13 protein-coding genes are annotated in these 13,534 nt (G+C 45.8%); 5 read left to right on the top strand and 8 right to left on the bottom strand.

Features of this window, described 5'->3' with window-relative positions:
- Positions 1-18 precede the first annotated feature (18 nt).
- On the bottom strand, positions 19-321 hold the full coding sequence (locus BM358_RS11470; RefSeq protein ID WP_023988858.1) for a hypothetical protein: 303 nt from the start codon (positions 319-321) through the stop codon (positions 19-21).
- 292 nt (positions 322-613) lie between these two features.
- On the opposite strand from BM358_RS11470, the gene BM358_RS11465 reads away from it, so the two are divergent.
- From BM358_RS11465 to katA, 5 genes are all read left to right on the top strand, one after another.
- Positions 614-1,519 (top strand): NUDIX hydrolase, encoded by a 906-nt coding sequence (locus BM358_RS11465; RefSeq protein WP_028541638.1) that lies wholly within the window; start codon positions 614-616, stop codon positions 1,517-1,519.
- A gap of 28 nt (positions 1,520-1,547) precedes the next feature.
- Positions 1,548-2,030, top strand: coding sequence for an NADAR family protein (locus BM358_RS11460; protein ID WP_023988856.1), 483 nt, complete (start codon positions 1,548-1,550; stop codon positions 2,028-2,030).
- A 5-nt stretch (positions 2,031-2,035) separates the two neighbouring features.
- Complete coding sequence (locus tag BM358_RS11455) at positions 2,036-2,935, top strand: TIGR02452 family protein (protein ID WP_028541637.1); 900 nt, start codon at positions 2,036-2,038, stop codon at positions 2,933-2,935.
- A 60-nt stretch (positions 2,936-2,995) separates the two neighbouring features.
- A complete protein-coding gene (cysC, locus tag BM358_RS11450; RefSeq protein ID WP_028541636.1) occupies positions 2,996-3,598 on the top strand; it encodes an adenylyl-sulfate kinase in 603 nt (200 codons plus the stop codon).
- A gap of 290 nt (positions 3,599-3,888) precedes the next feature.
- Entirely contained in the window at positions 3,889-5,346 is a 1,458-nt protein-coding gene (katA, locus tag BM358_RS11445) for a catalase KatA (RefSeq protein WP_028541635.1), read from the top strand.
- A 119-nt stretch (positions 5,347-5,465) separates the two neighbouring features.
- On the opposite strand, the gene BM358_RS11440 is transcribed toward katA, so the two are convergent.
- From BM358_RS11440 to BM358_RS11410, 7 genes are all read right to left on the bottom strand, one after another.
- Entirely contained in the window at positions 5,466-6,776 is a 1,311-nt protein-coding gene (locus tag BM358_RS11440) for an MATE family efflux transporter (RefSeq protein ID WP_023988853.1), read from the bottom strand.
- Positions 6,743-7,585 (bottom strand): ABC transporter ATP-binding protein, encoded by an 843-nt coding sequence (locus tag BM358_RS11435; protein ID WP_028541634.1) that lies wholly within the window; start codon positions 7,583-7,585, stop codon positions 6,743-6,745. The genes BM358_RS11440 and BM358_RS11435 overlap by 34 nt, the downstream gene beginning before the upstream one ends.
- Positions 7,578-8,414: an ABC transporter ATP-binding protein gene (locus BM358_RS11430; RefSeq protein WP_028541633.1), complete on the bottom strand. Its 837-nt coding sequence runs from the start codon at positions 8,412-8,414 to the stop codon at positions 7,578-7,580. The genes BM358_RS11435 and BM358_RS11430 overlap by 8 nt, the downstream gene beginning before the upstream one ends.
- Positions 8,415-8,421: 7 nt before the next feature.
- On the bottom strand, positions 8,422-9,276 hold the full coding sequence (gene nikC / locus BM358_RS11425; protein WP_023988850.1) for a nickel transporter permease: 855 nt from the start codon (positions 9,274-9,276) through the stop codon (positions 8,422-8,424).
- Entirely contained in the window at positions 9,273-10,217 is a 945-nt protein-coding gene (gene nikB / locus BM358_RS11420; protein WP_023988849.1) for a nickel ABC transporter permease, read from the bottom strand. The genes nikC and nikB overlap by 4 nt, the downstream gene beginning before the upstream one ends.
- A gap of 1 nt (position 10,218) precedes the next feature.
- Positions 10,219-11,754, bottom strand: a complete 1,536-nt coding sequence (nikA, locus tag BM358_RS11415; RefSeq protein ID WP_028541632.1) for a nickel ABC transporter substrate-binding protein — start codon at positions 11,752-11,754, stop codon at positions 10,219-10,221.
- 209 nt (positions 11,755-11,963) lie between these two features.
- Positions 11,964-13,436, bottom strand: coding sequence for a DHA2 family efflux MFS transporter permease subunit (locus BM358_RS11410; protein WP_023988847.1), 1,473 nt, complete (start codon positions 13,434-13,436; stop codon positions 11,964-11,966).
- Between the last annotated feature and the right edge of the window lie 98 nt (positions 13,437-13,534).

The following is a 13,534-nucleotide window of genomic DNA, read 5'->3' as shown; positions in this document are numbered from 1 at the left end:
TTTGCTATGTACTTGGAATCAATAGTAGCTGCTTGAATTCAATGAACTTATGATAGCAGGCAACAGAGCAACAGCCATAATGATATAGATCACGATTACAATAGCGGCCCAAAGAAGGCCTGCTTTAGCATAGTTAGCTTTGCTCGGATTAGTCGAGCCGCTAAATGCCCACACAAACAGCATAATAAGTCCAACTACCGGTATAGCCATCAAAAGTAAACTGATCATCCACTCCTTGAATGATACAGGAGGCGGGTAAACAGGGGCTGGCCTGGAGGGTGCTCCTTGCTGATTGTTTTGCGGGTTAAACTGGTTAGTCAATTAGATCTTCTCCCTACGTGTTTAGTATGTTGTATTTCCTATATTGACCAAAACATCATACATGATATGACAATAAGCAACAAGTAAAATTCAGTAAACAGTCTAATAGTACTATCAAACGATTGAAAATAGGTCTATACACCCTATTGACGAAGCGCTTTTTATATATTATTGTATTGATATTAACATTTTGTTTTTATCAATTTATTCAAATTAAAAATTACATAAAGCATTCGTCACTTTTGAATCAAAAGCGACGAATGACCCATATATGAACAGGTAGGTGACGCAAGTGACAGATGGATCGAAATATAATCACAGTGGCTTGACGGAAGAGGAGTTCTTGGCCGCTTATGATGCGAAGGAATATGAGCGCCCATCCGTAACGGTAGATATGCTGCTATTTACGGTAATGGATCAGCTCCAACAAAATTACCGGAAGCTACCGGAGAAGACCCTCCAGCTTCTTTTGATCCAAAGAGGGGAGCATCCCTATATAGGGCAATGGGCGTTGCCGGGTGGTTTTGTAGGTATAGATGAAAGTCTGGAAGAGGCTGCACGACGCGAGCTTAAAACGGAAACGAATGTGGATCAGATTTATATGGAGCAGCTATATACTTGGGGAGATGTGGCACGTGATCCTCGTATGCGGGTAATTAGCTGCGCTTACATGGCATTGGTGGACCACGATTCCTTGGAGGTACAGGCGGGGGATGATGCCGCTGATGCCCAATGGTTTGAGCTGGATTACAGCGTAGCTCAGGAGACGCGGACGAATCAGCCGGAAGGTTACACATGGGAACAAGACATTGACATCACATTGAAGCATGGGGACATCCATCTATCAGCCAAAGTAAAAATAACTGAAATTCTTAAGGGAAGAACCATTGAAATCAAGCGAGAGGTGCTGGAGTCACAAGGAATTGCTTTTGATCATGCCAAAATTATTGCGTACGGTATAGAGCGTCTGCGCAGCAAAATAGAATACACAGATATCGCGTTTCACCTGATGCCAGCTCTATTTACACTGAGTGAGCTTCAGCAGGTGTATGAAATTATTCTAGGTAAGGAGCTGTTGGCCGCAGCTTTTCGTCGCAAAATAGCTGATCTCGTGGAAGAAACCAATGAGTATAGAAAGGCGGCTGGACATCGTCCGTCCAAGTTATACCGATTTAAGCCTCGGTCGCGTTTTATGTAGCATAAGGAATATGAAATGAGGAATCTTCATGGAAAAGTTTACATTTTTTTATCGCAGTCATTCGCCATTTTCGCAATGGTATCCTTCTGATTTTGTCGTGGATGGATTGGAGTTTAACTGTGCCGAGCAATATATGATGTTGAAAAAAGCACAGCTTTTTGGGGATGAAGAGGCGGCCTTGAAAATTATGCAAGCCCCTACCCCAAGGGAGCAAAAAGCCCGGGGCCGCAGTGTGCGCGGATTTGACCAATCCTTGTGGGAGGCCAATTGCCGGCAATTTGTATATGACGGTAATTACGCCAAGTTTACACAAAATCCGAATTTGCTCAAGCACCTGCTTAAAACGAAAGGAACCACTCTGGTTGAGGCTAGTCCGACCGACACCATTTGGGGTGTAGGCTTAGCTGAGAGCGATGCTCGTATACGGAACCGCAAGCTATGGCGTGGCACGAACTGGCTAGGAGAAATATTGACAAATTTACGTGAGGATGTATTGCAAAAGGAGGAATAGTCATCATGAAAAATACAATGAATTCCCGGAGCAACCGGGATGCCCGATCGCATATGGCGCAGGAAACACTATCCATTTTGGAACATGGGAATTATACGAATATCAAACTGGTTCAAGTAAATATGACAAAAGAGATAGGAAATGCGGTCACAGGCTCGAAGTTATATACACCTTCTCAGCTGGTAGCTGTAAAACAAGAGGCAGAGCAAAGAATAAAAAGTATATTGGGGCCTTCTTCCCGTATAGACGAACAGACGATCATTGCAAAATTGGAAATTACGGGAGAAAGCACGTTACAGGCGGCATACAGACTCCAGGTAGAGGAGAAGCTGACCCACGTAGCGTGTTTGAATTTTGCATCAGCCAAAAACCCGGGAGGTGGATTTCTCGGAGGTAGCCAGGCTCAAGAAGAAAGCTTGGCTCGTTCGTCAGCGTTGTATCCTTGCATTTCACAAATGGAAGAGATGTATGGACATAATCGGAAGCTGCGGAGCTGTTTTTATTCAGATTATATGATTTATTCGCCTGAAGTTCCGGTATTTCGGGATGATCAGGGGACATTGTTGGAGAAGCCGTATCAAGTCGATTTCCTGACAGCACCTGCTGTAAATGCTGGAGTTGTGCGAGAACGGGAACCAGAGCAGGTGAATCGGATTGGTGAAGTGATGCTGGAGCGGATTCGTTACATTCTTGGAATGGCTAAGCAAAACGGCGTAGAACATCTTGTGCTTGGAGCCTATGGTTGCGGAGTATTCCGCAATAAGCCGGAAGAGGTTGCCCTCTGGTTCAAGCAAGTACTTGTAGATGAAGGATATGGTTTGCTGTTTGACCGGATTGTTTTTGCAGTGTTGGATCATAAAGCAGAGCAGCGTACTTTAAACAGCTTTAAAAATGCGCTATCCTGAAGCTTGAGCTGTGCATAAAAACTGTTTACTATAATATCTCATGAAAAAGGAAGGTGCTGAATGAATCCATCTTCGAATATAACCTGGCATGTGTCCGATGTTGATAAGCAAGCGCGTCAGCTTTTGAATGGACATAAAAGTCCGGTGCTTTGGTTTACGGGGCTGTCTGGTTCGGGGAAATCAACGGTATCCTCCACACTTGAAAAAGCGTTATACGCACAAGGCATACACACGTTTATTTTAGATGGGGATAATGTTCGGCACGGTTTAAATCGGAATCTAGGTTTCCTGCCCGCTGACCGCAAAGAAAATATCCGCCGTATTGCTGAAGTTGCAAAGCTAATGGCACATGCGGGTGTTCTAACGATTTGCGCCACCATTTCCCCTTATCGTGAAGATCGTGAAATGGTAAAGGACATTTTACAGCAGGAAGGTTGCTATGAGATTTATATACAGTGCAGCCTGGAGGAATGTGAGCGACGCGATCCAAAAGGAATGTACAAGAAAGCACGTGCCGGAGAAATTCATCATTTTACGGGGATTGATGCTCCCTATGAAGCACCGCTGGAACCGGATCTAATCGTATCGACTGAAGGTCGGGAGGTAATCCAGTCGGTTCAGGACATCTTGGATTTTCTTGATAGGAAGCAGCTGCTTTTATGATTTTATGATGAATTCTACATGAATATTGTCTGAAAGCCTCCATGCCAAGACTTCGAGAAGTGATCAAAGTAAACATTATAGAACGTAAAAATTGAAGCATACCTATTAGTAAATAAATACAGTACTGCATATACGGCAAGCCTTATGGGGCTTGTTTTTTTGTTTATGATTTTAAACTAATTCTAAATCCTAGATTATAATAATTATAAAAAAGTATTGATTTTTGTTTGTGTACAATTTATAGTGAAAGGCACATAGTCAACCAATTCATTCAAGAGGTGATTTCAATCATGAGTAACCAACCAACGAACCTGACTACAAGCTGGGGCGCTCCTGTTGGAGATAATCAAAATTCGATCACAGCAGGCTCGCGAGGTCCCGCACTAATTCAGGATGTGCATCTGCTGGAGAAATTGGCGCATTTTAACCGGGAGCGTGTGCCGGAACGTGTCGTTCATGCAAAAGGTGCAGGGGCGCACGGATATTTTGAAGTCACTAATGATTTGTCTGCATTTACAAAAGCAAGCTTCTTGTCTGAGGTGGGCAAGCGTACACCCATGTTTATTCGCTTTTCGACTGTGGCGGGTGAGCTGGGTTCGTCCGATACTGTACGCGACCCGCGTGGTTTTGCGGTGAAGTTTTATACAGAAGAAGGCAACTATGATCTCGTGGGCAATAATACACCTGTGTTTTTTATTCGGGATGCCATTAAATTTCCTGACTTTATTCATACGCAAAAACGTCATCCCCAAACCCATCTGAAAAACCCGAATGCGGTCTGGGATTTCTGGTCCTTATCTCCTGAATCGCTGCATCAGGTAAGTATCCTTATGTCTGACCGCGGTATTCCAGCTACACTTAGACATATGCATGGTTTCGGTAGTCACACGTTCAAGTGGGTCAACGCCGAAGGACAGGCAGTATGGGTGAAATATCATTTTAAAACGGAGCAAGGTGTGCAAAATCTTGATGTGGATTTGGCTGCGAAAATTGCCGGTGAAAATCCTGATTATCATACAGAAGACTTGTTTAATGCCATCAAAAAAGGTGATTTTCCTGCATGGAAACTTCATGTGCAGATTATGCCGGTAGAAGATGCAGATACGTACCGCTTTGATCCATTTGATGTGACAAAAGTATGGTCTCAAAAGGATTATCCGCTGATTGAGGTTGGGCGCATGGTGCTGAATCGCAATCCTGAGAACTACTTTGCTGAGGTAGAGCAGGCGACATTCTCTCCGGGTTCATTTGTTCCTGGAATTGAAGCATCCCCGGATAAAATGCTGCAAGGACGCCTGTTTGCCTACGGCGACGCACATCGCTACCGTGTAGGTGCAAATCATAATTCGTTGCCGATCAACCGTCCGCATGCAGAAGTACACAACTACCAACGCGATGGTGCATTACGCAGTGACAGCAATGGCGGAGGATCTGTTTATTACGAGCCTAATAGTCTCGGTGGACCCAAAGAATCACCTGCGCACAAAATTGCTCCTTTTGAAGTGTCTGGCGAAGCTCAAAGTGTAGCCTACGATCATCATGATCACTACACACAGCCAGGCGACCTGTACCGCTTGCTCAGTGAAGAAGAGCGTGCACGTCTGGTCCGAAACATCGTAAATGCGATGAAGCCCGTAGAAAGTGATGAAATCAAACTGCGTCAGATCGGTCATTTTTATAAAGCTGATCCTGAATATGGACGTCGTGTAGCCGAAGGTTTGGGCTTGACCGTTCCTCAAGGCGAGTAGAGGTATCTGCAAACTCTAACCTGAAAGCCGTATGAATATATAATAAAAGGATGTCCCAACACCACGTACATGGTGGATGGGACATCCTTTGTTTTGAGAGCGATGTAAATCAGGTGCTGCTATATCCTCTGCAAGCGAGGTAAATAGATTACAAGAAACAGCGACCGTCCTAGGGCAAATACAATAAAGGACAGCCAAAGTCCGTGATTCCCATAATGGGGAACGCACCAGAAGAGAGCGATCAAAAAGCAGAGCAATGAGATCAGCATCGAATTACGGATCGGATACGTTACCGTCATCCCCGTAAACACACCGTAGAATACCAGTCCCAGTCCGGCTGCCAGCGGAAAGACCACAAGCCATCCATTATAAGGGCCTGTAAGGTTAATCACTGTAGCATTATCCGTAAATAGCGAGATAAGCGGCTCTTTCAGTGCGAAATACAATCCTCCCGTCACTACGCTGGTCACCAGTGTCCAGAACCAGGACAAGTGAATAACCCTTTGCAGCATTTTACGATCCCCGGCACCCCTAGCCTGACCCGTCATAATGCTACTGGCGTTGGCGAACCCATCAAAAAAGTAAGCCATAATATAATGGATCTGCAACAAAATAGCGTTCGCCGCCAACTGATCGGTTCCAAAGCTCGCACTGCGTGCCGTAAACAGATTAAACATTGTCAGCAGACAGGCTGTGCGAATCATGAGATCAAGGTTTGTCGCCATGACATTTTTCAACTCTGAAGCTCCAAACCAACCTCGCCAATTCATCTGTCCGCTTTGCTTCCATTCCCTCCAAATCGATGAGCGGAACACCAGCGCCAGACCCAATACACATGCAAGAATTTCCGCAATCAGAGTAGCGCTTGCCACACCCGTGACATTCCAATGCATCATCTGTGTAAATACAATAGCTAATACCATATTGATTACGTTCATTGAAATTTGCAAAAACAATGTAGCCTTCACACGGGACAATCCCATCAGCCAGCCGAGCAGCACATAGTTCACCAATGTTAGAGGGGCTCCCCAAATACGAATGTTAAAATAAATCGCTGCCTGCGCCGCCACATCCTGCGCCGGATGGATTAGCTGAAGAGAAGCCAGCAGAATTGGCTTTTGCAACACAATGAATACCGCACCAATGAGTAAAGCAATGGCCAGTGGGCGCATGAGAGCAGCTATGCCCTGGTCGTTATTTTGTGCCCCTGCGGCTTGTGCCGTGAAAGCTGATGTGCTGACTCGCAGAAAGCCAAACAACCAATATAAAGTATTAAAAATAAGAGTGCCCACCGCTACACCGCCTAAATACGCGGAATGGCTTAAATGACCGATTACAGCTGTATCCACCGCACCGAGCAGCGGGGTTGTAATCGTCGAAATAATTAAAGGTATAGCTAAAGCAAGATAGGCTCGGTGGGAAGGCAACATGTTGAAAAAACCTCCAGTAATGATTGTGTATAGGGATGGCGATCCGAATGAAATAATGCTTCTTTGGGAAAATGCTCAAGCACACTGCCTTCTTTCATGACCATGATTCGATCACTCATAAAGTGCACAGCCGCCAGATCATGTGAGATAAACAGATAAGCCAGTCCTAGCTCATCCTGCAAATCTTTGAGCAGATTCAAAATGGTGGCTTGTGTGGTCACATCCAGACTTGCTGTTGGCTCGTCCAATACGATAAAATCCGGCTCTGTGCTGATGGCACGTGCGATGGTTACACGCTGCTTTTCCCCACCGCTGAGCTGATGTGGAAACTTGTCCAGATAGCTGGCTGGAAGCTTTACCATCTCAAGCAAATGTTCTGCTGTATCCCGACGTTCTGAGGACTTACCCGCCATAAAGGAAGGAACATAGTACTTAAGCTGGTCCAGTGGCTCCAGCAGGGATTGCAGGATGGTTAGTCTGGGATTCAAAGCCGCGGATGGATGTTGAAATACTGCACCCAGCCTGCTGCGAATCCGTTTTAATTCGCTCCGCTTTAGCCCTCGAATAGACTGTCCATCCAGTCTAAGCTCACCTTGATCAAACGGGTCCAATGTCAAAATACAGCGAGCGAGTGTGCTTTTCCCACTGCCGCTTTCCCCGACGATACCCAGACATTCTCGGGGGGAGATCGACAGAGCAACATCTTGCAGCACCGTTTTACCTCCAGCGTAAGCCTTCGTCAAACCGGAGACGGTCACGGCAGCATTAGACGTGTCTTGCTGCTGAGCGTAGGCGGCTTGATTATTCATGTAAAGCGCTCCTTTCCAATGCGTTCTGTTCTTCAGTGCTGTTGTAAGGCAAACGTGCTTGAGCGCCCGGAGACAGGGGCGGAATAGCCGCCAGTAGACGACGAGTATACGGGTGGGCCGGATGGTTCAGCACCGCTTGCGTTTCACCAGTTTCAACCAGTGAACCTTCGCGCATCACTGCGATTCGATCTGCATACTTGCGTACATGACGCAGGTCATGAGTGATCCACAAGACGGAAATACCCGTCTCCGTCCGGATTTGGTCAATGAGCTGAAGCACCCGATGAGCTGTGAGCGTATCCAGCGCAGTTGTAGGCTCGTCAGCAATAAGCAACTTCGGCTCCAGTAGTAGTGCAGCCGCAATAGCTGCCCGTTGTAATTGACCGCCGCTGAGCTGAAACGGATAGCTGCGGTACACGCGCTCGGCGGGAAGCTGTACGCGCTTCAGCACCTCGATACAGCGTTGCTTACGTGCCTTGCGATCTTGTTTGCCATGGGCGCGCATCAGCTCGTCCAGTTGGCTGCCCACACGCAGAAAGGGGGTGAAAGCCCCGTGGTAGTCTTGAAAAATGTAAGATATTTCACTACCAAGCAAAGAACGTCGTTGTTTAGCGGATAAATCCAGCAAATTATTGTCCTTCCACGCAATAATTCCTTCCGCTGTAACAGAAGAGGGGAGAAGGCCGCCGATAGCAAATGCCGTCATGCTTTTGCCACTACCGCTTTCGCCGGCTAGAGCACACCATTCCCCCGGACGAACGGCAAGCTTCAGTTGCTCTACAATCGTTTTTACATTTGTCCGAATCGTTAAGCCTTCAATAGTCAGCATGTACAGCTCACTCCTCTGTCCGGGTTTTAACATCATAACGGTCGCGCAGTTTGTCTCCCAATACGTTCGCCAGTAGCACTGTTAGCACGACAGCTATCCCTGGAACAAGCATCAGGTGGGGAGCCATTTGAAAATACGCTCGTCCTTCATTCAGCATCGTACCCCATTCAGGAATTGGTGGCTGTGGACCTAAGCCCAAAAAAGATAGGGAGGCAATCATTAAAATGATTTTGCCGATATCCAGCGTAGCCAGCACAAGAACATTCCCAATTGCATGGGGGAGAATATGCCGCATGACAATCCGCAGGGAGGAGGTACCCGCCAGTATGGATAACGAAATGTAATCCTTTTGCTTTTCAGCCAGAACGGTACTACGCACCAGGCGCGCATAACCAACCCATTTTACCGCAGTCACCGCGAAAATAAGATTTACTAAGCCTGGTCCGAGCAAACCGCTCAGTACAATGGCAAAAATATAGTCAGGTAATGTCATGAAGGCATCGACCACCCGTTTGAATACACGATCCATCCAGCCACCAATAAATCCTGACAGCAGACCGAGAGGGACCCCGACAACCAGCGAAACGGCCAAAATCAATAAACTGGTTCCGACAGTCGTCCGAAGTCCAGCTATCACTCTCGATAGGACATCTCTGCCCAAATGATCAGTTCCCAGCCAGTGTGTAGCGCTGATTGATTGTAGTCGATTCCCCATCTGGATACGATACGGATCTTGCGGAGCAAGAAACGGAACGACTGTAATTGCTGCAAGAATGAGCAGGATGGAGAGCGACACGATCCATGTATTGGACAATCGCGTTCTAGTGAGCTGCCTGTTTTCCGCATGTACGGATTTTATCATGATAAACGTTTCTCCTTCAAAGCGATTTCAGGATTGACCCAACGGTAGGACAGCTCTACCAAAATATTGATACATACAATGAATGCAGCCATAAATACGGTATAGCCCTGAATAATGGGGTAATCCCTTGCAGCAATGGCATCCACAATCCATTTGCCCAGCCCTGGATAGGCGAATAGCACTTCAATCACGACTGTGCCTCCCAGTAGGCTGCCTATACTCTCACTGAATACCGTAATGAGTGGAACAAGACTGTGACGGAGCATATGTCTGAAAAAAATGCGGATGGGGCTGATTCCACGCGCTTGCGCCGCTTTGATAAAGTCTTGCCCCGAGCTTTCAATCAGACTTGCGCGGATCATTCGTACATAAACAGCCGCCATTGCCAATCCCAAGGTAAGAGAAGGGAGTACCAAATGAAAAGCGGTTCCTTCACCCATAGACGGCAAAATACGTAATTTAACTGCAAACCATTCGATAAACAAAAGCCCCAGCCAAAAGCTGGGAATCGAGGAGCCAATTAAGGCAAACACACGACTGGCTCTGTCAATCCAGCGGTTACGGTAGAGCGCCGCCATCGTTCCCAACGGGAGAGCTATCAGCAGCATAATGAACAGAGACCCTCCGGTAAGTAGCAGTGTATAAGGCAGTTTTTCCATAAACTCTGTGAATACTGGACGATGGGTTAAATAAGATTGTCCAAAATCAAACTGAAGCAACTGGACCAACCACTTACCATATTGCACAGGTAATGGTTGATCCAGCCCCAGTTGGCTGCGCATATCCATAATTTGCTGATTGGACACAGCTACATCGTCGACTCGGAGAATGCTCCGGACGGGATCGCCCGGAACAAGCTTAAGCAGACAGAAGCTCACAAAGGAAAGAATAAGAAAGAACAAAACCAGTTCAAGAAACTTTTTGGCGATGGATTTAAACATGCTAGTTCACATCCAGGTCCTGGGTCAGCAAGTAGTATTCACTTTGGCTAGTTACCCAGTTATGTACGTAATCGCGATAGGCCACTACGTTGTTTGGATGGACCAGAAAGGATTGCAGATTTTCTTGGTCAATCAGCGTGACAGCCTTCAGCGCCAGCTTGTTGCGTTCTTCCTCATTCACGGTGGTGTTCAGCTGTGAAATCATACCCGTGAGTTCCGGTACATGCACACGCCCATAATTCAGTGCTCCTTCAGGCATGTAAGCCGCATTCAGAAAATAGCTTGCATCGCCGCGCGGGGCTGTAATGCTACTATAAGTCGCTAAATCCCAATCCTGATGAGCGGCAAGATATTCGTCAATGTTATCAACCTGACGGATATCAATCGTAATGCCAAGTTCTTTAGCGTTAGCCTGAATCAGCTGGGAAATGAGTGGAAGCTCCGCTCTCGATTGGTAAGTTAGTAATGTAAGATGAAGCGGCTTGCCGTCGGGGTTCGCAACTTTTCCGTTCTGTACTGTATATCCAGCTTGCTTGAAGCCTTCTCGGGCAGCATTCAAATCAAACTGTTTCGTAATATATTCCGGTGAAAAAGGAAAGTTGGGCAAGAACGGGCCTTGAGCAGGGGTTCCCTGACCAGACATGATACCACGGGCGATCTCATCCCGGTTAATCAGGTTATCAAATGCTTTACGTACAGCCGTCTTTTTCAGATCGTTATTGTTCATATTGTAAATAAGCTGATGCGTTCGCAAACTAGGAAGCGAGTCAACCTTAACGGTAGAATCAGCTTTCAATAGCTCCAGACTTTCAATTGGCGGGCGATACACAATATCAGCAGTTTTGGCTTGAAAAGCAAGCTGACGTGCATTGGCGTCTTCGTTAAACATGAATTTAGCATGTTTCAACTTTACTTCACCGTTCCAATATTGTTCATTGCGATCTAAATTCAGTTCACTTCCAGCACGGAAGCTGGCAACCTTGAACGGTCCCGTCCCTGATGGGAAGTCATCTGTAGCTGTGGTGTCTATAATAGCGGTATTCGGATGAACCAGCTCGGACACAAATTCCGGGAAAGGTTTGTCTGTCGTAATGGTCAAAATCTGTCCATCCGCATGAATATCACGGATATGTAGCGCATTTTTGACCGATGGATTGAGCTTTAGCGCTCTTTCCAAGGAGGCTTTGACAGCAGCGGCATTGACGGCTTTACCGCTGTGGAAGTTCACACCTGGTCGGATGTTGAAGGTCCAGTGCTGTCCGTCCTTGCTGTCCCATTTGTCTGCAAGCCAAGCTTCCAGCTTAAGATCCTTGTTCACTTTGATCAGTGTTTCACTTACTCCAGCACGAACAGCTGTGTAATTTACATCTGCATGAGGATCTATAGAAGGGCTTTGCACATTGAACAATAAGGTGACACTTTTATCTTGTGGTGCAGCAGATGGAGAGGGTGAAGCTGACGGAGATGAAGCGCAGGCTGCCATCATCACCGCAATTACCGCAGGTATAAATAGTTTAAAATACGAACGCTTAAACAACAGGGAGTCCTCCTTAATAGTAATCGTAATTTTTACGTTTTAATACATAAATCATATCGTAACCAAATGAAGGAGCTTTGTAAATATGTAATTGATGAATGTGTATGTAAATTCATATGAAAAAAGGCTGCATAACCAATAGTGAGATGGTTAGCAGCCTTTAAGTGTATTTAGAAATGTTTAATTTGGAATGGCTAAAAATTTATGAATTAATGCATGGGTGCTTTGGCAGTGCCATGTTCAACATGAACTCTACGGATGAAAAACGCAAGGATCAACCCGATCACACTGATGATCATCGCAAAGAAAAATGAATTTTGTGATCCGATTGCCATGGCATTAGCCATTTCATTTACGGATTCAGGCATACTGGATTGGCTCAAATAGCTGTCCATGCCTTTCGAGAGAATGCTTACCGCTACGGCTGTACCGATAGCACCAGCAACTTGTTGGAGCGTGCTCATAATGGCCGTTCCGTCTGGGTATAGATCCATAGGGAGCTGGTTTAGGCCGTTTGTCTGAGCTGGCATCATAATCATGGAAATGCCGATCATCAAGCAACTATGAAGCACAATAATGAGTACGAGAGTTGAAGTTGTTGTAATGCCGGACAGGAAAAACAAAACAGCGGCCACAATCACAAGGCCTGGAATAACAAGCCATTTGGGACCAAATTTATCGAATAGGGAGCCCATAATGGGAGACAAGAGACCGTTGATAATCCCACCAGGCAGAAGTACCAAACCTGCTGCTAGAGCAGACAGAGCCAGCCCTTTTTGCAAAAAGAGTGGAAGAATCAGCATCGTAGAAAGGATCGTCATCATACATAGGAACACCATAATAACGCCGATAACGAACATTGGATATTTAAACACACGCAAATTCAACATTGGCTGCTTCATTTTCAATTGACGTACAGAGAACAGTATCAACGATACCAGACCGACGATCACTGGAAGCAGAACCATCGGGCTAGCCCAACCTTCGCCACCTTCTCCAGATTTACTGAAACCAAACACGACACCACCGAAGCCAATGGAAGACAGGAGGATAGATAAAAGATCAATTTTGGGCTTGGTCGTTTTTGAAACGTTTTGCATAAATAAAATACCGCAAATTAGCGAGAGAACTAAAAACGGAAGAGAAATCCAGAAAATCCAGTGCCAAGACAGATTTTGCAGTACCAGTCCTGCAATGGTAGGTCCCACCGCAGGTGCAAACATAATTACCAATCCGATGATCCCCATAGCCGCGCCTCTCTTTTCAGCCGGGAAAATGATCAAGATGGTGTTAAACATCAACGGCAATAACAGCGCTGTACCAATGGCCTGAAGAATACGAGCGATCAATAGCACTGAAAAAGTAGGTGAAAGTGCAGCAACGAGGCAACCAGCTATTGAGAACAGCAACGATGTAACAAACAGCTGTCTTGTCGTAAAGGTTTGAATCAGCAATCCCGATACAGGTACTAAAATACCGAGTGTCAGCAGATAAGCGGTCGTCAGCCATTGGGCTGTTGCAGTTGTAATATGCAAAATCTGCATCAAATCATTCAGTGCAATGTTAAGTGCCGTTTCACTGAACATTCCAATAAAGCCACTAAGGAGCAGGGCAATCATAATAGGTAGCACCTTGAACGTTTTGGGTTCAGAGGGTGAACTCGTTTGACTCTTTGTACTCATGTTGTTTTTGTTCCTCCAATAAATTAATGGGTATTGAATTATAACGATCGGTCTATATATAATAAACATGTTGTTATTTTTTTGTCAAAGTAAATTAT

The sequence above is a fragment of the Paenibacillus sp. cl130 genome, assembly GCF_900116035.1.
GTDB classification, from domain to species: Bacteria; Bacillota; Bacilli; order Paenibacillales; family Paenibacillaceae; genus Paenibacillus; species Paenibacillus polymyxa_B.
This window is presented reverse-complemented; position numbering and strand designations above follow the sequence as displayed.

Coding starts and splice junctions, on each gene's coding strand:
- BM358_RS11460 (WP_023988856.1), top strand. CDS start 1,548: ATGGAAAAGTTTACATTTTTTTATCGCAGTCATTCGCCATTTTCGCAA.
- BM358_RS11455 (WP_028541637.1), top strand. CDS start 2,036: ATGAAAAATACAATGAATTCCCGGAGCAACCGGGATGCCCGATCGCAT.
- cysC (WP_028541636.1), top strand. CDS start 2,996: ATGAATCCATCTTCGAATATAACCTGGCATGTGTCCGATGTTGATAAG.
- katA (WP_028541635.1), top strand. CDS start 3,889: ATGAGTAACCAACCAACGAACCTGACTACAAGCTGGGGCGCTCCTGTT.
- BM358_RS11440 (WP_023988853.1), bottom strand. CDS start 6,776: ATGTTGCCTTCCCACCGAGCCTATCTTGCTTTAGCTATACCTTTAATT.
- BM358_RS11435 (WP_028541634.1), bottom strand. CDS start 7,585: ATGAATAATCAAGCCGCCTACGCTCAGCAGCAAGACACGTCTAATGCT.
- BM358_RS11430 (WP_028541633.1), bottom strand. CDS start 8,414: ATGCTGACTATTGAAGGCTTAACGATTCGGACAAATGTAAAAACGATT.
- nikC (WP_023988850.1), bottom strand. CDS start 9,276: ATGATAAAATCCGTACATGCGGAAAACAGGCAGCTCACTAGAACGCGA.
- nikB (WP_023988849.1), bottom strand. CDS start 10,217: ATGTTTAAATCCATCGCCAAAAAGTTTCTTGAACTGGTTTTGTTCTTT.
- BM358_RS11410 (WP_023988847.1), bottom strand. CDS start 13,436: ATGAGTACAAAGAGTCAAACGAGTTCACCCTCTGAACCCAAAACGTTC.